This is a genomic window from Streptomyces halobius (assembly GCF_023277745.1).
GTDB lineage: Bacteria > Actinomycetota > Actinomycetes > Streptomycetales > Streptomycetaceae > Streptomyces > Streptomyces halobius.
Map to the genome: position 1 here is coordinate 840,164 of NZ_CP086322.1, position 19,972 is coordinate 860,135.

Consider the following 19,972-nt stretch of genomic DNA (forward strand, 5'->3'; position numbering starts at 1 on the left):
AGCGGCGGCCGTACATCCCGGCTGTAGGCCCAGCAGCTTCTTCACGGCCTGACTGCTGCGGGCCTCGACCAGCAGCGACAACAACTCGGAGAAGACGTGGTAGTTCGCCACCAGCACCGGCACGGCGAAGGACGCCGCCCTCGATCCTCGACCTGCAGCGCAACGGCGCGCAGCCTACGGCCGGGTCACGCAGATGCTCGACGCCCATATCGACCAGATCGACCGCACAATGGCCGAGCTGCGCCGGCTGCGCCACGTCCTCGTCACTGCCCGCCGCACCGCTGCCGAGGCCCGCCGGGCCGGTGGCGACGCTGTCGTCTGCCGCATCATCGAGAACAACCCCGAAGTCGACCGATGAACACGGCGTACCGGGCGGAGCCGAGGGAGCGGGATCGGCGGCCGTGGTTCAGCAGCAGTCGGGCGGGGCGTTACCGGTGAGGAGAGTCTCGGTGAGGGGGCGGCCGAGCTCGTAGGCGTCGGCGACGGGCAGGACGGTGGCGCCGGGGTGCTCCTCCAGCCAACCGCTCGCTGCGTCGGGGGTGGCGAAGAAGTGGACCTGGTTGCAGAACGCGGTGCGGATGGAGGCGGGGGCGTCGGGGGTGACGAGGGAGACGACGGCGGTGGCGGGCTCGACGCTGGTGAGGCGGTCGGGGGCCACGGTGAGCCTGACGGGCCGGCCGGTGGCATGGCAGGGGGAGGTGACGCGGGCGATGCGGCCGAGGACGACAGGGAAGACGAGGGTGTCCAGCGCGCACCAGGTGTACAGCTGAATGCCGTCGACTTCGAAGCGGTGTGGGGTGGGGTTGAGGGTGAGGCCGCTGCCGGTGATGCGGCCGTGGCGGTCGTATTCGGTGTCGGGGTTGGCGGCGAGGGCTTCGCGTACCTGGTCGGTGGTGCGGCCGGTGGCCTGGGCCAGCTGTTGGGCGGTCACGGGCTCGCCCCGGGCGATCAGTTGTAGCAGGGGGCGCCACAGCCAGGGGCGGGCGCTGGCGGCTCCGCCGCCGTTGAAAGCGGCGCTCAGCCGGGTGGCCAGCTGCCGGTTCTGGGAGTCCATCGACGGGTCCTTCCGAGAGGGGGGCTCAGCCGGCGCAGCAGGAGAGCGTGGCGACGTCGGAGGTGAAGGTCTGGGCGGCCAGCTTGAGGCCCTCGGACATCGTCAGGTACGGCGCCCAGGTGTGGGCGAGCTGCTCGACGGTCATGCCGGCGCTGATCGCGTAGACGGCGGCGGTGATCTCTCCGGCGCCCTCGGCGAGGACGTGGGCGCCGAGGAGGCGGCCGGTGCCCTGTTCGGCGATGAGTTTGACCAAGCCGTGGGTGTTCCGGTTGGCCAGGGCGCGGGGCACGTAGGACAGGGGCAGGGTGCGGCACTGGCAGGCGAGGCCCTGTTCGGCCGCCTGGGCGTCGGTCAGTCCGACGGAGGCGAGGGCGGGGCTGGTGAAGGTGACCCGGGGCAGGGCGGTGTAGTCCAGGGTGCGGCCGGTGTCGTCGAGGGCGTTGTCGGCGACGAGAGTGCCCTGGGCGGCGGCGACGTACACGAACTGCGGTCCTCCAACCACGTCTCCCGCGGCCCAGATGCGGGGGTGGGTGGTGCGCAGCCGGTCGTCCACGAGGACCTCACCCCGCTCGCCGGTCTTCACCGCCACCGCCTCCAGGCCGAGCGCGGCGGTGTTGGGGCGCCGTCCAGTGGCGATCAGGAGCTGTTCGGCGCGCAGCTCGGTCGTCTCGCCGCTGCGGGTGCGTACGACAGCGGCCTTGGCGCTCTCGTCGGTGCGGACGGCGATGAGAGCGGCGCCGGTGTGCACGGTGATGCCTTCGGCAGTGAAGGCGTCCTCGAGTGCGGCGGAGATCTCCGGCTCCTCGAAGGGGCCGAGGCGGTCCAGGGCTTCGACGACGGTGACCTTCGTGCCGAGGCGGGCGAAGAGCTGGGCCTGTTCCAGGCCGACCGCGTTGCCGCCGACCACGATCAGCGACTCGGGCAGGTGGGTGAGTTCCATGGCGGTGGTGGAGGTCAGGTATCCGGCCTCGTCCAGGCCGTCGACGGGTGGGATGGCCGGGGAGGATCCAGTGGCGATCAGGTAGTGGGCTGCCTCGATCCGGCGGACGCCGCCATCGTTGAGTGTGACCTGAAGGGCCGGGGCATCAGCGCTACCGGTGAAGGCGGCGCCGCCGTGGACGATCTCCCAGCCGTAGTCGGCGGCGAGGTCGGTGTACTTTTCCGCGCGCAGCTGGGCGACCAAGGCGTCCTTGCCGCCGATCAGGTCGCCGAAGGCGACGGGGAGGCCGGCCGGTTCCAGGCCGGGGAAACGGCCGGCCGCACTGGCGCCGTGGCGGGCCTCGGCGGCGGCCAGCAGCGCCTTGGAGGGGATGCAGCCGACGTTCACACAGGTTCCGCCGGGGGTGCCGCGTTCGATCACCACCACGTTTCTGCCCTTGGTGCGGGCGGCGATGGCGGCGGCGAAGGCAGCCGAGCCGGAGCCGATGATCGCCAGGTCGAAGCCGGATCCCGTCGTGTCCATAGGGGTGCCTCCTCGTGCGGCCGGGGTTTCCCCGACACTCTTGCTATGTGGATTGCCGAATAGGTCGACTCCACCATACTATGCGGGCAGGCGAATAATTCCTGTTGGAGGAGGTGCCCGCCATGAGTGATCCGTCCCTGCTGCCCACTGCTGCCGCGCCGGCCCCTGCCGCCCTGGGCGAGCAGGGTGGGTGTGAGCACGCCGACACCGTGGCGCGGTTCTTCCGTGCCCTGTCGGACCCGACCCGGCTGAAGCTGCTGGAGTTCATCCTGCGCGGCGAGCGCACCAGTGCCGAGTGCGTCGAGCACGCCGGCATCTCCCAGCCGCGGGTGTCGGTGCACCTGTCCTGTCTGGCCGACTGCGGCTATGTGGTCGCCCGACGCGACGGCCGCAAGCTGCGCTACTCGGTCGGCGACCCGAGGGTGGCGGACCTGGTGGTACTGGCCCGCTCACTGGCCGCGGACAACACCGCCGCCCTGAAGTGCTGTCCGAGAATCCCGGACTCCCAGGAGTGAGCGCGAAGCGAGGCCATGCTCATGTGCTTCTCCTGCCGAACCTCGCGCAAGGAATCCGGCCGTGCCCGCGCGAAGTCCGGCGATGGCTCGGGCGCGGGTATGGCAGTCGGTGTCGGCGCCGCCCTGCTGATGATCGTCTGCTGTGCCGGGCCGGTCCTTCTCGCCGCCGGTGCCCTCGGCACGATCGGCGGGTTCCTGGGCAACCCCTGGGTGATCGTCACCGCCGCTGTCGTGCTGGTGGCTGCCGTCACCGCCGTCGTCCACCGCCGCAGCGCAGGCTGGATACCTGCTGCCCGCCCACCGAGGCGGCCGACCACTCCACCGACCGGGATCACCCGCACGTCCCGGCCGACCAGGAAGGCCCGTACCACCGATCACCACGTTCCTGCCCCGCCGTGCCGGCCTCGCTCTCGCCGCGACCGCCGTGCTCGCCCTCACCGCCACCGCCTGCGGCAGTGAGGACACCGCTGCCACCAAGAACGCCACCACCGAGGGGGCGGTATCGAAGGCCGCCACCGAGGTGACCACCATCGGCGACGAGAAGCTCTCGGTGCCGGGCGACAAGCCGACCGCGCTGTTCTTCTTCTCCGTCGGCTGCGGCGAATGCGCGGGCGGCGCCAAGTCCCTGTCCAAGGCGGGCAAAACGCTGAAGGGGAAGGCCGACGTCCTCGCGGTGGACATGGATCCCAGCGAGTCGCCGCAGACCATCCGGCAGTTCCTCAACTCCATCAAGGCGCCCGAACTGCCCGCAGTCGTCGACAAAGGCGCCGCCCTGTCCCAGAAGTACAAGGTCGCCGCACTGTCCACGCTGATCGTCGTCGACCCGGCCGGCAAGTCACCTTCAAGGCCACCGCCCCCTCCGCCGACCAGATCCAGGACGCGCTCAAGAAGGCCGGCGCGAAGTGAACGGCCTGCTCGTCCTCGCCTTCGCCGCCGGGATGATCGCCCCGGTCAACCCCTGCGGGTTCGCCCTACTGCCCGCCTGGATCACCTACACCCTCGGCGACGCCGACACCTCACCGCTGCCACTCCGGCTGGCCCGTGCTCTGCGCTCCGGCGCCGCGCTGACGATCGGCTTCGCCGGCACCCTCGCAGCGGCCGGGCTCGTCGTCAGTGCCGGGGCCCGCGCACTGATCCAGGCCGCCCCCTGGCTCGGCCTGGCCACCGGAGTCATCCTGCTGCTGCTCGGCCTGGCGATGCTCGCTGGCCGCTCCCTGACTCTCCGTCTGCCCGGATCCCGCCGGGCGGCGGAAGGCCCGCCCACCGCCCGCCGCATGCTGGTCTTCGGCATCGGATACGCGGCCGCGTCCCTGTCGTGCACCTTCGGCGTGCTGCTCGCCGTCATCGCCCAAGCCCAGGCCAGCGCAAGCTACGGCGGACTCCTCAGGGTCTTCGCCGCGTACGCCGCCGGGTCCGCCACCGTCCTGCTGCTCATCTCCCTGCTCACCGCAGCCGCAGGCTCCGCCCTGACCAGGAAAGTCACCGCGCTGGCCCGCTACGGCCCCCGTATCACCGCCGCCGTCCTCGTGGCGACGGGCGCGTATCTGGCCTGGTACTGGTACCCGGCCGCCACCAGCGGCAACACCGCCACCGCCACCAGCAGCGGCGGCCTGGCCCGCTTCTCCGCCACCATCTCCACCTGGGTCCAGACCCACAGCACCCTCATCGCCTGGCTCGCGGCCGCTGCCGTCCTCGCCGTGGCTGCGCTGGCCGTCCGCCACCGCCGGCGCACCCACAACAGCAGCCGACACACCGCCACCGCCCGCAACGGCGACACCCCGGACGTCGACGGTGACTGCTGCGCCCCCGAGACCGTTCCCCGGCCCGTCTCCTCCACCCACCAACACCGCAGGACCGCTCCGGCGATCACTGCTGTTAAGGGAGAAACCCACGCCTACCGCTCCCCCTGCCACCCACCGTTCCGCCCCGGCCGCGTCGGGGACCGAGACCGCTCTGACCCTGCTCACCCTGGTCGCCGGCGGAATCTCCTCACTGCTCATCGTGACCGCCACCGCAGGCTGGTTCACCATGCAGGTACTGTTCTGGGCCGTCGGCGTACCCGGCATGGCCATCGTCGCCGCCGTCTACCTCTACGCCCACGCCACCGGCCTGGAACGGCTGCAAAACCGCATCGCGGTCGGCGTCATCGGCGGCATCGCCCTCACCCTCGCCCTGGACATGATCCGCATCGCCGGAGTGCACCTGGGCTACCTGCCGGACTCGACCACCATGTTCGGCAACCTGATCACCGGCGCCAAACCGATGGCCGACCCCACCGCCCTCAGCTACACCCTGGGCGCGGTCTACCACCTGTTCAACGGCATCTCCTTCGCCCTGGTCTACTCCCTCGTCTTCGGTCTCACCCGCTGGTGGGGCCCGGTGCTGTACTCGGTGGTGTTCGTCGAGACCGGCATGATGGTCCTGCCCCCGATGGAACCGCAGTTCGGCCCCTTCGGCCTGGACAAGTACGGCACCGTCTTCAACGGCTACTACCTGGTCACCCTGCTCGCCCACCTCGCGATGGGTCTCGCCCTCGCGGCCGTCCTCCACGCCATGGCCCGCCACCGCGGCCTGCTGCCCGATCTGCTCACCCGTCGCACCAGGAATCAGTCCGCCTGACATCCACGTCCGCTCGCCACGCCCGGCGGCTCCTGGGCCGTCTGCTCGCCGTCGTGCTCGCCGGTGCGACAGCCGCTGCCGGCACGACCGCGGCGATCGCCGACGGCCCGGCGGCATGGCCCCGCTTCACTGCCGCGGCCGTGCTGTTCGCAGCCGCCTGACTCCTTCACCGCCGCACCACGACCTGCTGCTGAAGCGCCTCGCGCATCCCGCCCTCCCGCGGCGTGACGCCCGGCCATCCCAGTCCCGGACACGCCCTTTTCACAGATCCACGGTCAGGATCCGGCTGCGGGCCCGGGAAACGCACGGATAGACCACGTCGCGACGGTCACGCTCACCAGGAGGCAGCACGGTGTCGCGGTGGTCGGGAGCCCCGTCCAGGACGCGTAGTTCGCAGGTGCCGCAGAAGCCTCCCTCGCAGGAGGACGGGACGTCGGGGACGGCGTCGCGGATTACTTCCAGGAGGCTGCGATCGGCCGGAACCGGCAACCTGCGCCCGCTGCGCCGCAGTTCGACCCGGAACTCCGTGGCGGGGGCCGGGACACCCGTCTCGTGTACGGCAGTTCGGGCAGCCGCGAAGCGTTCGGTGTGCAGGTGCCGGTCAGGGAAGTCCGCGGCCACCGTCTTCTCCACAGCAGCCAGGAGCTGTTCGGGGCCGCACGCGTATACCGCTGCTCCCGGAGGCGTGTCGCCCAAAGCGGCGGCGAGGTCCGGCAGACCGTCGGTGTCCTCGGGAACCAGGCGCACCCGGTCCCCGCCGAGAGCCAGGAGTTCATCGGCGAAGGCCATGGTGGCCCGCGTCCGGCCGCCGTAGAGCAAGTGCCACTCCTGCCCGGCCGCGGCCACGGCGCGCACCATGGGCAGGATGGGGGTGATGCCGATGCCGCCGACGATGAACAGGTAGTGGTCGGCCAGGACCAGCGGGAACCTGTTGCGTGGCCCTCGTACGGCGATCTCCCGGCCCGGGGACAGCTCGTGGACTTCCGCCGAGCCTCCACGCCCCTGCGGGACGCGCAGCACGCCGATGCGATAGGAACGCCGGTCGGCCGGATCGCCACAGAGTGAGTACGGGCGGATCGTCCCGGAGGGCAGCACCAACTCGATGTGTGCGCCGGGCTGCCAAGCAGGCAACAGACCGCCGTCCGGGGCCGAGAGCCGCACGGCGACGACCCCGTCCGCGACCCGCCGCAGTTCTTCGACGGTCACCGGTCTGCCCCCTGCCGCGCCCCGGCGTACCGACGGTGGGGCGGAGCCTTTCTCCAGGGTCTCCGGGGTCTCCGGGTTCTCCGTGGCGGAAGTGAACAGGCAAGCCCCCGAAAGACCGGAAAGGGCCTCCGACGCAGGTCAGAGGCCCCTTCCAAGGTGAAGTCCCAGGTGGCGGCGGACGAGTCGGCCTGTACGCCGCGGCAAAGGCCGCTCGCGAGGCCCCGGTGGAGGAAGCGTCGACGACGAGCCGGCGCAGGCTGGCCAGCCGCTGACACAGGGGACCTCCTGCGAGCACTCCAGTGTTCCCAGGGGACAAGCCGACGCGGGATCGAACGATTGAGCATGCGCCGACTCTGCACGGCCCGAGGATGACTTGTGGATCTCCGTGGATAACCAGGCGGTTGTGGACAACCCCGTCACCCGTGTGCGGGAACGCTCTGTCGTACCCGGATGACAGGATGGGGCACATGGCTGAACACGTAGACGACTTCCTTGAAGCAGAACGCCTCGTTCATCGCGGGTGAGCCCGTGGTGAAGGCGATCGTCAGGCGCTACCGCGAGGCGGTCAGCGCTGGCAACAACGCCACCGCCACGGCGCTCGGTGAGCTGATGCTTGAGGTCGCCGAACCGCTCAAGGGCTTCACCGGCTACCGCGAGGAGTGGCCGAAGCCCTGACCCGCGACACGCCCGGAGTCCCCTGGAACTTCAGGGGACTTTTTTGGTGCCCGGCATACGGTCTGACCTGTGGTTTCAAGCAGTCCGGCAGGGTTGCACCTGCCTTCAGCAAGCTGCGGGCTCCAGCGGCGAACTCGCAGGCCGGGCTCAGCACGCACGGCGGGCCGCGTCACAGCTACCCGTCGGCGCCGGCACCGGGCAAGCCGGGATCGCGGTTCAACCCGGTGGTGCGTGAGCGCCAGCCTCAGACTCGGGAGCCGGCGGCTCCCGCTCCCGGGATGATCACCTCCGCGGACGCGCCGAAGGCTTCACCCTCGTTCGGCGCGGACCTGGTCGGACGTATGGGCGCGGTGGTGGGCAAGGCCGGCGCGGAGGGGAGCAACAAGGCCCCCGCCAGCGAGCGCTTCAACCACCAGTTCGAGCAGCCCCCGACGCCGGAGGGCAGCGAGCCCGAGTACGGCGGGTGAGCGACCCGCGACCAGTGCACGGAACGAAAGACCCCGGAGTGGACTCCGGGTCCTTTCGCATTCCCCATTCAATACCCTATTGAATGCAACTCGTGATAGGATTTCGACTGATTTTCCAGTTGCATCTTCAGTCCAGTCGAGAGGTCTTGCGCGGCATGTTTCACGAGGTACAGCTCAACGAGCGCTACCCACTCCTGTCCAAGCTCTCGGAGCCACTGAAGAAGGCTGAGCGCGACATCGTCGGCCGTGAGCACGAGACCATGCAGTTGCTGGCCTCGATGAGCCGCCCTGAGCTGTGCAATGCGCTTCTGCTGGCCGAAGCCGGTAGCGGAAAGCTGCTGCCGCTGGGCACGCCGATTCCGACGCCGTCCGGATGGACGACGATGAGCGATCTGCAGCCCGGCGACTTCGTGCTCGGGCGCGACGGCAAGCCGACCAGGGTCTCGTACGTCTCCGAGGTCGACGAGACGCCGGTGCTGTACGACATCGCACTGAGCGACGGTCAGGTGGTCACCGCCTGCGCGGATCACCAGTGGCTGGTGGCGTCTGTCTCTGGACGGGCGGAGTCGTATCCGACGAATGTCGCGACGACGCAGGCGCGTCGCGATCGCGTCCAGGTCCGCAGGGAGGCTCTCCTGGCATTGGCAAAGGACGACGTCCCCGAGTTCTCCACGGCAGGCGAACTGATCAACTTGATCAGCGAGATTGAGAGCGTGACGTGGCACAGGCCCACGGGTCTGCACACGTACCTGTCGAAGGAGGGTGTGGAGCGGCGCGATGCGACGCGGACCACGGAACAGACCTGGAAGGGCGGCACTCGGGTCTCTACGGTCCATGTTCACGAGTTCAACACGCAGATCGCGCTGAAGGCACTGTCCGAGCAGGTCTTCCGCCGTACGTCGTGGGGCACCAACGGCGAATCGCAGGAGTCGGTCTTCACAACCCAGCAGATGGTGGACGCTGGTGTGCTGTGCGCGGGAGGCAAGCGCCGCCGGTTCTCCATCCGCATCACCGAGCCCCTGGATCTGCCGGAGGCCGATCTACTGGTCGATCCCTACGTCCTCGGAGCGTGGCTCGGCGACGGTTCAGTGGGGAAGGGAACGTTCACGCAGTCCGATCTGCTTGCCGACGGCGAGACGTTGTCCGATATGGACCACCTGATCGAGCAGATCGACGTGGCGGGCTACAAGCCGCATCGGTTGACGAGCGATGACAAGACCGTGGGTACCGAAGGACTCCGGGCGCAGCTGCGCCAGGTCGGCGTGCTCAGGCGCAAGCACATCCCGATTGTCTACTTGCGTGGGTCCATCGAGCAGCGCTTGGCGCTGCTGCAGGGGCTCATGGACACGGACGGGACGATTGACGAACACGGCATCTGCGAGCTGGCTTTCTCCGACGAGACGCTGGCGCTTGGTGCCGAGGAGCTGATCCGCTCGCTGGGCATCAAGGTGAATCGTACGGAGTCGACTGCGGGATACCGCGACGCCCACGGCGAGCTCGTGAAGTGCAAGCCGCGGCACCGCATGGTGTTCACCACGGCGCAGCAGGTGTTCCGTCTGCCGCGCAAGGCCGCTCGTGTGCCGAGCACGACGCATTCGACCCAGGAGTGGCTCTACATCACGGACATCTCCCCCGCGCCGACCCAGCCGGGTAAGTGCATCCAGGTCGACAACGAGGACCACATGTATCTGTGCGGCCCCGGGTTCGTGCCGACGCACAACACCGCCCTGGTTCAGGCCACGATGCTGGTGGACAAGGACCGCCTCTACCTGGAGGTGGACCCGGCGCGCATGATCTCCGAAGCGGGCAACGCCGAGAACATGGCCGCGAAGCTCAAGGGCTTCTTCGACGAGGCCGAGGACTTCGTCAAGGACGAGAAGCACGAACTGGTGCTCTTCATCGACGAGTTCCACCAGATCATCCAGCTCTCCGACGCCGCCGTCGAGGCGATCAAGCCGGTCCTCGCGGCTTCGGGAACCCGAGGCATCAGGATCATCGCGGCGACGACCTACGAGGAGTTCCACAAGCACATCTCGCCGAACCAGCCGCTCGTCGAGCGCCTGCAGCGCATCAACCTCAACCCGCCGGACCAGGCGACGACCATCAAGATTCTGCAGGGCATGGCCGAACGATACGGCGTGGCCGACGAGTTCTACGACGACCACATCTTCCGGCAGATCTACGAGTACACCCAGCGCTACATGCCGGCCAGCGCCCAGCCGCGCAAGTCGATCCTCGTGCTCGACTCCATGGTCGGCTGGCATCGCCTGACGCACCGGCCGATGGACCGGGACCTGCTCTCGGACGTGCTCATGGAGTCCCTGAACGTGAACGTCGCATTCCGGGTCGACGGCGCGAAGATCAAGCAGCAGCTGGACGCCAAGGTGTTCAGCCAGGACTGGGCGACCGGCGCGGTGGCGCGTCGTCTGCAGTTGTCGGTGGCGAACCTCAACGACAAGGGAAAGCCGATGGCGAGCCTGCTGTTCACGGGATCGACGGGAACGGGGAAATTCTGCATCGACTCGACGCAGGTTCCTGTCTACTCGAGCGACGGCGAGGCCACCTGGAAGCTTCACGGCGACCTGGTCCCGGGCGACAGAGTGTTCGGTCGCCAAGGTCGCCCGGTCGAGGTACTCGGACACTTCCCGCAGGGAATGCAGGACGTCTATCGGGTCACGCTCTGGGACGGCCGGACTCTCGACGTTGGAGGACCGCACTTGTGGACGGTCTACACAGCCAAGCAGCGGTCGAAGAAGCATGCGGGCAAGGACGTCGCGCCAATGGTCCTGAGCACGCAGGAAATGGTCGAGCGTGGCGTCGTGCGGACCTACCCCGGCGACTCTCGGGAGCATCTGAAGTTTTTCATCCCGGCGAACGGACCGGTGCACTGGCCGGAGCAGGACTTCGACGTCGACCCGTACGTCTTGGGCGTCCTCATCGGCAACGGGTGCCTCACTGAGACGCAGCTGACGCTCTCGTCCGACGGGGACGACGCCGACCACACCGTGTGGACGGTGGGCGAATGGCTGGGATCGGCACCGAAGTCGTACGGGCACAGCTACAGCTGGGTCTTCCCTGTCGGCGTTGGCCCGGTGGAGGACCGCCGCGATTCGCTGTACCAGACGAAGGACGTGCTTGCCTCGGTTCCCGATCTGATCGGTGCGCGCTCGGCGGAGCGCCGTATTCCGGAGAGGTACAAACACGGATCGGTACAGCAGCGGTGGGCGCTGGTGCGGGGCCTTTTCGACACTGACGGATCGATCGGCGGCTCGAACGACCGCTTCAACGTCTCGTACTCGACGTTCTCCAAGGGGCTCGCGGAGGACCTCAGGGAGGTGCTGTTCTCGCTCGGCATCTCGAACACGATCAAATCGTGGACACGCACGAAGGAGGGCGGGCGCGAACTGGCCGAGTACGACGTGCACGTGAAGGTCGGCAACGAGGATAAGACCCGGTTCTTCTCCCTCCCCCGCAAGCACGAGATCGCACGGCGGGCGGTCATCGAGACCTCGGGTCGTAAGCGCGTGAAGAAGTTCGACATGGTCGGCATCGCGTCGATCGAGAAGCTGCCGGAGCAGCAGAGCTCGTCGTGCATCTACGTCAACGACGAGGAGCACCTCTACCAGGCTGGTCAGTTCGTGGTCACGCACAACACGGAGCTCACGAAGCAGCTGGCGCGACTGCTGTTCGGTGACGACCAGCGGCACCTGATCCGGTTCGACATGACGGAGTACGCCGAGGACTCGTCGTTCGCGGCGTTCCGTTCTGAGCTCACCAAGCGCGTGTGGGACCTCTCCCACGCTGTGCTGCTTTTCGACGAGGTCGAGAAGGCCTCGGCGATGGTCACGCGCGTGCTGCTGCAGGTGCTCGACGACGGCCGACTCAACGACGACAACAACCGCGAGGTGAGCTTCCTCAACACCTACATCGTGCTGACGACGAACGCGGGCTCGGAGATCTACAAGGACATCTCGCAGTACGCGGCGGACGACACCGGGTCGGGCAAGCATCTGCTGGAGTACGAGAAGCTCATCCGCCGCTCGATCTCCTCAACGACGGGCGACAACCGGTTTCCGCCCGAGCTGCTGGGTCGTATCGACGCGATCGTGCCTTTCCAGCCGCTGTCGCTGCCGACGCAGCAAAAGATCGTGCGGAAGAAGCTGCGCCAGATGGTGCAGGAGGTGTTCGTCAAGCACAACGTGCGGGTCGACGTCGATGCGAGGGTCCTGCAGTACCTCATCGAGGACAAGGGCGACACCGACTCTGATGCCGGCGGTGCGCGTGCGGCTGTGGCGAAGCTGACCGACGAGGTCACCACCGCGGTGGCGACTTTCCTCAACGAGCACCCCTCGGAGCGACGGATCCGCATCGACGTCGTCGGCGACCTGGTCAGCGACGACAAGAACCTGCTGAGTTCCGATGCCTACGTCGAGGTCAGTGCGGTGTGATGAGCCGGTCGAGGACAGCGGGAACGAGTCGACTCGTGAGTCAATAGCCCTTTCATGCCCTATGGTTGCCTACTCTGATAGGGCAGCGATAAGATATTCATAAATCAGGTGAACTGTGTTTTCTTAGCGGAGGGATCGCGCATCAATGGGCATTCTGGGTACGGCAACGGGAAGCCACAGGAAGGAGCGGAAGAAGAAGCCCGACGAGCTTCTGGCCTCCGTGGTGAGAGAGACGGCGATCCCGGCGGCGGTCGAGCTGCTGCGGTCGAACACGCAGTTCGTCTTTCCCAGCGGTACGGCCTGGGTGATGCTCGTGCTTGCAGCCGACGAGATCGGCGGCTTGAGCAAGCGGCACGGCCGGGACGAGGCGAAGGGCTCGATCATCGAGCTCATCAGCTCCGACCAGATCCGCACGGTGGCCACGGCGGGGATGCTCGAAGAGGAGGTCTTCGGCATCATCCCCACCGACGAGTCTCTCGCGCGCATGGAGGAGTACTCGCTGCTCACCGGTGCCACCTACGCCTGGGCCGTCGTGTGGCAGAAGCCCAGCGGCGACCTGCTCGTCGATCTGGTGAACGATGCGACCTTCGCGCAGGCGCGCTTTGTCGCTGCAGGTACCACGAGCCTCGCAGAAGCCGTGGGCAAGAAGGCGTGGGAAGAGCACAGCGGCCTGGTCGCCGAGGCTGGGGCCACTGGCCCCGTCCCCACCGTCCTCGGGAAGGACGAGGGGGATGCGATCTTCGACGAGATCCCCGGTGACGGGGGGGCTGAGGAGGGCCTGGACGACGAGCCGCTCTTCAGCGACGTCGTCGACGAGGAGGAAGGGGCGGACGCACCCATGTTCGACGAGGACGACGCGGGCACCGCTCCGGTCGAGTCGGAGCCGGACTACGACGACGAGGTGGCCGGCTACGAGGGTTTCGACGAGACCGACGCCGGCTACGGCATCGAGGGCGACTACCAGGAGGCCGGTGACACTGTGCTGCTGGCCGATCAGGCCCAGGTGCGCGACGTCATCGCCCGCCGGTTCCTCTCCGAGGAACTGGACCTGGACGTCCGGCTCGATGAGTTCAACGCGACCTTCGCCATCGGTGCGCCGGTCGTGCAGATCGCTGTGCCCGAGGACGCGACGAAGTGGCTCGGGGACCAGGTCGCCCAGCTCAACCGGCAGGCCAACGCAGAACTGATGCAGCTCCGTTCCGCGCACGAGGACGAGCTGCGTGCGCTCTACGTCAACCTCATGTCGGCGCACACCGAGCAGGTCATCCGCGATGTGGCCGCCGACCGCGCGGGCTCCCGGTACAAGCTGCTGAAGGACGCCGCCGAGGCCGAGCACCAGCAGCGGCAGACGGAGAAGGATGAGAAGGTCCGGGCCCGCCGGGCGGAGATCGCCAAGGACTACGAGTCGCAGGCCTCCAAGGTGGCCCAGCAGGCGGCGCTCTCGGCGGAACTGCAGTACAAGGAGCGCAATCGCTCGAAGATGGAGCGCGAGCAGATCGACTCCGTCGCCGAGATCGAGCGGGACATCGAGGATACCCACGCGCACAACCAGCAGGAGATCCTGCGAGTCCGGCGTTCGGACGCGACGCTGAAGATGCAGACCGGGCAGACGCGGATCTTCGAGGTGCTGGCCGAGCGGCAGTCGGAGTACCTGGCGGCCGAGGAAGAGCGCCTGAACCAGTGGAAGTCCGAGATCCAGCGGATCGTCGACGACAACCGCAAGGCCGACATCGCCCAGTCCGAGGCGCTGGCCGAGCACCTGCGGACCACGGACGAGATCGGCGTCCTGCGCCGGGAGCAGCAGGACCTCCTGGAGTCGGTGCGCTCTGAGCACGCCGACCGGATCCGCCGGATGGAGGACGAGCTCGAACGCAACCGCAAGGACGCCATCATGCAGATGACGGCTCGGGACGCCGAGTGGCAGCACAACCTCGACCTGGAGAAGGAGAAGACCAACTCCCAGGTGGCGCGGGTCACAGACCTGCTCCAGCAGCTGTCAACGGTCGAGGATTCAGTGGCCAAGCGATACGAGGTGCGCCTGGTGGAGATGCAGGCCGACAAGGAGTCCTACGCCAACGAACTGGCGCGGGCTTCCGAGATGCAGAGCCGCTCGAACAAGATCCTCGTCGTCATGATCGTCACGCTCTCGCTCCTGATGGGCGTGGCCGGCTTCATCGTCGGGGTGGTCTTGACCCGTTGAGCGATCCTCCGGTCATGACCGACGGGGTGATCTGACGGCGCATGGGGCGCGTTCCCCATGCGCCGTCGTCGTCTGCGCAGGCAGGCGCACTGGACAGCAGGACAGCAGAACGAGCGAGGCTCGAGAGTAGGGAATCACGATGGCCACGAACAGGCGGAAGGCGGCACGGCCGAAGGCGAGCAGCTGGGACAAGATCTCGGCACGGACGCCCGGCGAGACGCTGACGAACCGAGACGTCTACGACAACCAGCAGCTGGACCGCAGCAAGTTCCTGACCCTGAGGTCAACCAGACCGGGCATCGTCGTCGCGGTGATTACCGGCGTGCTGGTGACGATCGTCGCCTGGGTCTTCTACTCGCTCATCGCCGCGGCAGTGCTCTCGGCGGGCGCGTCCGTGGGTTCGGGCGTGCCCGGCAGCAGCACCGGCAAGCCGAGCGCGTACTACGTCCAGGACACCACGACGGGTGCGGGCGGCTCGGTCGTGAAGTGTTACCGGCCCCTGACCAAGGACGGCAACCCGGACGTGAAGGCGAAGTGTTACCCCAGCGCTGAGGCTGTTCCGGTCCCCAGCTGGTACACCGCGGCGAAGGACGGCAAGCCCAGCGTCGAGAGGCCGGCTGAGCCCAAGAAGAGCGCGACGACGGTCGGAGAGCATCTGGCCGACGTCTCGGGGTTCAAGCTTTTCATCACGCTCGGCTCGGGTCTGATGGTCGCCCTCATCATCGGTACGTGGTTCTCGCGGAAGGTCGCCGCGGCGAACCTGATGAACACCACGAGCGACATCAACCAGTACCAGAACGACCAGCACATCGCTCTGCCGGAAGAGATCCAGCAGAACTACGACTGGTTCCCCGACGCCGGTGCTCACTCGAGCGTGCAGGTCAGCTCGATGCTCAGCCACATGATGCTCAAGAAGAAGGGTCTGGGCACCGTCGAGGTCGCCCAGCGCGCCAAGAAGGACGTCATCGATGAGGAGGGGAACCTCGTCTATTACGCCGGCGAGGTCATGGACGACGACGAGGGCGATCCGCTGATGCAGACCCTGCCGATCATCGACGAGGACTTCGGCGACGAGCTGTTCGAGGCATCCGGGCTCCCCGATGACAAGACGCTGCGTCAGAAGTACGACACGACGCGGATCCCGTACAACCCTGACGGCACGAACCGGGACAAGCTCGGCTTCGGGTCGGAAAAGTACAAGACCGTCGCTGCTCTGATCAAGGAAGACTGGACGTTCCCGGCGTACGAGGTCCAGCGCCCGGCCGGGGCGTACGTGGTCGATACCGCGCCGGTGAACACCATGGTGCTGGCCATCACCCGAGCCGGTAAGGGCCAGACGTACATCGAGCCGATCATCGACATGTGGTCGCGGGAGAAGAAGCCCTCGAACATGGTCATCAACGACCCCAAGGGCGAGTTGTTGGTGAAGAACTACGTGCCCCTGGTCACACGCGGGTTCGAGCCGGTGCAGTACAACCTGATCAACTCCATGAAGACCGACATCTACAGCCCCCTGGGGCTGGCGGCCGACGCAGCGCGTGAGGGCAACTTCACCAAGTGCGCGCTGTACGTGGAGAACATCGCCGGGATCTTCTTTCCGCTCGACGGCGGCGAGGACCCGGTCTGGCCCAATGCCGCCAACAACGCCTTCAAGCGCGCGGCCTACGGACTCATCGACTTCTATCTGGAGGAGGAGCGGGAGCTGCGCAGCGCCGCAGCCGTGCTGAATATGGACCCGGCGCTGCTGGAGCAGAAGCTCGATGACCTCTGGGGCAAGGTCACGCTCTACAACTGCTACCAGCTCTTCGTGCAGATGAGCTCGAAGAAGATCAAGAACCCTGAGGCCGAGCTGGAGAAGCGGGTCAAGGCCGGCGAGTTCGAGAACAACGAGGACGCCCTGGCCGAGGAGCAGGAGAAGGCGGCGGCCCAGGCCTTCATGTGGGAGGGCAAGGCCGATCAGGACATGCTCAGCCTGTACTTCAACGCGAGCGAGGAGCTGCCCCGCAACAACATGCGCACGCTGGTGGGCAACGCCCACAACGCGCTGCGCTCGATGGCCGGCGCGGAGAAGATGCTGGCCTCGGTGTACGGCATCGCGATCACCGCCATGTCGTTCTTCACCGACCCCACGATCTCGACGCTGACCTCGGGCAAGCCCTCGCAGAACACCGACCTGGCCGGCCTGAGCTTCCCGCGTCGCCTCGGCGTGCGCTTCGCGCCGAACTACGTCAAGCGCGACCACCTCGTCGGTCAGCAGGCCGTGTGGTCGGCCTACGCGGACCCGATGTTCACCGAGAACCTGGGTGAGGACTTTGAGCACGAGGAGATCGTCGGCCGCGAGGGTTGGGCCCGGTACAACTTCAAGGGCAAGTTCCCTGGCGACGAAGCCTGGCTCAAGCTGGAGCTGGTCAACCCGCAGACGAAGATGCTGGTGCGGACCTTCTACTTCAGCTTCACGAAGAACTACCAGGTCTCGCTCAACGGCCGGCACTACGTGGTCGAGCCGGTGACGGGCAAGAAGATCGTGAAGAACGGCGTGATGCGTGAGCTGAAGCCGGTGCGTGAGGGTGGCACTCGGGACGGGAAGATCCTGTCCTTCCAGGCCGGGGACACCCTCTACCCGGACACGCGACTCGACTTCTCCGGCGGCGGCAACCCGGAGAAGGTCTCGTATCAGGCACGGGCGATCACGCAGACACTGTCGCGCTACTCGGAGTCCCCGAAGGCGCTGTTCCTGGTGACTCCACCTCACCTGATGAAGTACGCGAAGCTGATCCTGATCTTGGTCAAGCAGCTGTTTGACGTGAGCGCCGACCAGGCGTACATGACGAAGTCGAACCAGAAGCCGCTCTACCGCACGCGGTTCATGCTCGACGAGCTCGGCAACCTGCAGTCGGAGGGCAAGGGCATCGACGGCTTCGAGACGATGCTCTCCATCGGCCTGGGCCAGGAGCAGCAGTTCACGCTCATCCTGCAGACCCTGCAGCAGCTGCGCGACGTCTACGGAGAGAGCGTCGACAAGATCGTGCAGGGCAATGCTGCCCCGCTTCGCTCTCTCATCGCCACCCCTACTGGATGGAAGCGCATGGGCGACATCAAGGTCGGCGACGAGGTGCTCACGCCGTTCGGCACGGTCACCACGGTGACCGGGGTCTATCCGCGAGGTGTGCGCCCGGTCTACCGGCTCACCCTGCGTGACGGCTCTTCGGCTGAGTCGTGCAACGAGCATCTGTGGCCGATCGAGCGCTGGAAGTCCAGTGTGAAGTACCTGGGAGGGAAGACCGAGGACGGCAAGAGGGCGTACGTCGGCGGCAATAACGGCAAGACCGCCGAGCGTGTCACCGAGATCGTCACCACCGATGAGCTGAAGTCGCGCGTCGACAAGGGTCGTCAGGTCGACCTGCCTCGAATCATGCCGGTGGCCTACCCGGAGGCCGACCTTCCGATCGACCCATACGTTCTGGGTGCTCTCATCGGGGACGGGCATATCGGCAAGGCTGGTTTCTCCTGGCTCTCGTGCAACGACCAGGAGATCGTGGAGGAGATTCGTCGTCGCGGCCACAGGGTCTCGGAGTACAAGGTCAAGGACGGACACTGCTCGACGTACAGCGTCCTTGGAGTCAGCAAGCACCTGCGCGAGCTCGGCATCGCGGGTAAGCGCTCGTGGGAGAAGTCGATCCCGGCGGCTTACCTGTTCGGTTCGGTGCAGCAGCGGACCGACCTGCTGCGCGGTCTCATGGACACCGACGGCACGATCAGCCACAAGGGCGAGATGGAGTTCACCTCCGCGAGCCGCGAGCTGGCTGAGGACGTCCAGAAGCTCGTGCGCTCCTTGGGCGGTCGTGTGGCGATCAACGTCAAGACGAACGTCAAGTACACCTCGCCGAACCAGCCGACGCCGAAGGAGGCCAGGGACGCCTACCGCGTGCAGAACATCCGGCTGCCCGAGATCAACCCCTTCCTGCTCTCACGCAAGGCGGAGCGCTGGCGCGACCGTACACGCGGATTCAATCGTGTCGTCAGCGTCGAGTACGTGCGAGACGAGGAGGTGCAGTGCATCCGGGTCGCCGACGAGCGGCATCTCTACCTCACCGACGACTTCATCCCGACGCACAACACCTCGAACATCGTCTTCTTGAAGTCCACGGACGATTCGATGATCGAGACGCTGGAGAAGATGAGCGGCAAGACGCACCGGTCGTACAGGGACAGCAAGCAGATCAGCCAGGATCTCGACAAGGTCATCGGCGGCAAGACCGAGGGCCGGGTCTCCTACACGATGAACACCAAGGAGGAGCCGCTGATCAGCTACAACGACATGGCCTTCCTCTCGCCGCGCAACTCGATCGTCTTCCGGGCCGGCGACGCGCCGATCTGGAACCGCAACCAGACGATCCTGCCGATGTCGTTCCGGCTGCTGGGGAACACGATCAAGCACCCGGGGCACACGTACTCGCTGCAGACGATCCCGACCCTGTCCAGTGCCATGGACTTCGACGTGCGGATGAACCAGCCGGACTTCGTGAAGATGCTGGAGAAGCGCATGCGGCAGGCGGTCAAGGCCGCGGACGCGAAGGCGCAGTACAAGGAGATCTACGGCTACCAGGAGGTCGACATCGAGCGCCTGGATCCCGATGTCTACGCCGACGAGGTCATGGAGGTGATCACGACGATGACCACGGTCGACGAGGGCCAGGACCCCAACGCTCCGGTGGTCGTCGACCCCGACGAGTACGAGGGGATGAGCATGTTCGACGAGGACCAGTTCATCGAGAACGTCGAGGTCGGGGTTGCGGTCGCCGAGAGTCAGGCGGTCAGCGTCGAGCGGCAGCGTTTGCTCTACGCCGAGGGGACGATCAGCAAGGAGATGCTGGTCAACCCCGACGGCTCGGCGAAGGTCAAGAGCCTGGACATCGAGATCGGTGAGGCCTACAAGTCGGCGCAGACCGAGTTGGAACAGGATCGCGAGCACTTCTCGGTCGGCGGCGACGGCGAGCTGCGCAGCGCCGATGGGTCTCAGACGTACATCAGCCAGATCCGCTCGGACGCGTACGCCAATGCGGCCCGCCGGATCAACGGCCATGTGAACGACGAGGACTCGCGGGTGTTCGCTGGGGAGGACGTCACCGAGGAGGACCTGGAGTCGCTGGCGACGGTGAAGGTCCACTCGGCCTTCTACCAGTACCTGGCCTCACTGCCGAGCTGGGAGGTGCTGGCCGACGGCCGGTTCGACCGGGCCATGGCCATCGAGATGAACTCGAAGTAGCCGGCGGCCACTTGGGGGCCAGCCAAGGATCACGACCAGTGCCGGGGTCGTCTCTCGACT

The 19,972-nt window shown here is 67.0% G+C and carries 13 protein-coding genes and 1 pseudogene; 10 read left to right on the forward strand and 4 right to left on the reverse strand.

Translation table 11 applies throughout. The features are described from left to right. The first annotated feature begins 193 nt into the window (after positions 1–193). Positions 194–358, forward strand: a complete 165-nt coding sequence (locus tag K9S39_RS03940) for a hypothetical protein (protein WP_248861945.1) — start codon at positions 194–196, stop codon at positions 356–358. A gap of 48 nt (positions 359–406) precedes the next feature. On the opposite strand, the gene merB is transcribed toward K9S39_RS03940, so the two are convergent. Both merB and merA read right to left on the reverse strand, forming a co-directional pair. Continuing rightward, complete coding sequence (merB, locus tag K9S39_RS03945; RefSeq protein WP_248861946.1) at positions 407–1,054, reverse strand: organomercurial lyase MerB; 648 nt, start codon at positions 1,052–1,054, stop codon at positions 407–409. A gap of 25 nt (positions 1,055–1,079) precedes the next feature. Then, a complete protein-coding gene (gene merA / locus K9S39_RS03950) occupies positions 1,080–2,516 on the reverse strand; it encodes a mercury(II) reductase (RefSeq protein ID WP_248861947.1) in 1,437 nt (478 codons plus the stop codon). 122 nt (positions 2,517–2,638) lie between these two features. Here merA and K9S39_RS03955 point away from each other — a divergent pair, with 122 nt between their 5' ends. From K9S39_RS03955 to K9S39_RS42725, 3 genes and pseudogenes are all read left to right on the forward strand, one after another. Beyond that, positions 2,639–3,031: an ArsR/SmtB family transcription factor gene (locus K9S39_RS03955; protein WP_248861948.1), complete on the forward strand. Its 393-nt coding sequence runs from the start codon at positions 2,639–2,641 to the stop codon at positions 3,029–3,031. Between the two features lie 99 nt (positions 3,032–3,130). Beyond that, the gene (locus K9S39_RS03960; protein WP_248861949.1) at positions 3,131–3,490 is read left to right on the forward strand and encodes a hypothetical protein; all 360 of its coding nucleotides are present in this window, start codon (positions 3,131–3,133) and stop codon (positions 3,488–3,490) included. A gap of 91 nt (positions 3,491–3,581) precedes the next feature. Beyond that, positions 3,582–3,806, forward strand: a pseudogene (locus K9S39_RS42725) (TlpA family protein disulfide reductase); the annotation flags it as partial. A gap of 720 nt (positions 3,807–4,526) precedes the next feature. On the opposite strand, the gene K9S39_RS03970 reads toward K9S39_RS42725, so the two are convergent. Beyond that, positions 4,527–4,868, reverse strand: coding sequence for a hypothetical protein (locus K9S39_RS03970; protein ID WP_248861950.1), 342 nt, complete (start codon positions 4,866–4,868; stop codon positions 4,527–4,529). Between the two features lie 164 nt (positions 4,869–5,032). On the opposite strand from K9S39_RS03970, the gene K9S39_RS03975 reads away from it, so the two are divergent. Then, positions 5,033–5,650, forward strand: a complete 618-nt coding sequence (locus tag K9S39_RS03975) for a hypothetical protein (protein ID WP_248861951.1) — start codon at positions 5,033–5,035, stop codon at positions 5,648–5,650. 261 nt (positions 5,651–5,911) lie between these two features. Here K9S39_RS03975 and K9S39_RS03980 read toward each other — a convergent pair whose 3' ends face one another. Next, entirely contained in the window at positions 5,912–6,856 is a 945-nt protein-coding gene (locus K9S39_RS03980) for a PDR/VanB family oxidoreductase (protein WP_248861952.1), read from the reverse strand. A 492-nt stretch (positions 6,857–7,348) separates the two neighbouring features. On the opposite strand from K9S39_RS03980, the gene K9S39_RS03985 reads away from it, so the two are divergent. From K9S39_RS03985 to K9S39_RS04005, 5 genes are all read left to right on the forward strand, one after another. Further along, complete coding sequence (locus K9S39_RS03985; protein ID WP_248861953.1) at positions 7,349–7,531, forward strand: hypothetical protein; 183 nt, start codon at positions 7,349–7,351, stop codon at positions 7,529–7,531. A 278-nt stretch (positions 7,532–7,809) separates the two neighbouring features. Further along, the gene (locus tag K9S39_RS03990) at positions 7,810–7,998 is read left to right on the forward strand and encodes a hypothetical protein (RefSeq protein ID WP_248861954.1); all 189 of its coding nucleotides are present in this window, start codon (positions 7,810–7,812) and stop codon (positions 7,996–7,998) included. A gap of 155 nt (positions 7,999–8,153) precedes the next feature. After that, positions 8,154–12,446, forward strand: coding sequence for an AAA family ATPase (locus K9S39_RS03995; protein ID WP_248861955.1), 4,293 nt, complete (start codon positions 8,154–8,156; stop codon positions 12,444–12,446). Between the two features lie 145 nt (positions 12,447–12,591). Then, a complete protein-coding gene (locus K9S39_RS04000; RefSeq protein ID WP_248861956.1) occupies positions 12,592–14,646 on the forward strand; it encodes a coiled-coil domain-containing protein in 2,055 nt (684 codons plus the stop codon). Positions 14,647–14,785: 139 nt separating this feature from the next. Then, positions 14,786–19,912: a type IV secretory system conjugative DNA transfer family protein gene (locus tag K9S39_RS04005; protein WP_248861957.1), complete on the forward strand. Its 5,127-nt coding sequence runs from the start codon at positions 14,786–14,788 to the stop codon at positions 19,910–19,912. The last annotated feature ends 60 nt before the right edge of the window (positions 19,913–19,972 follow it).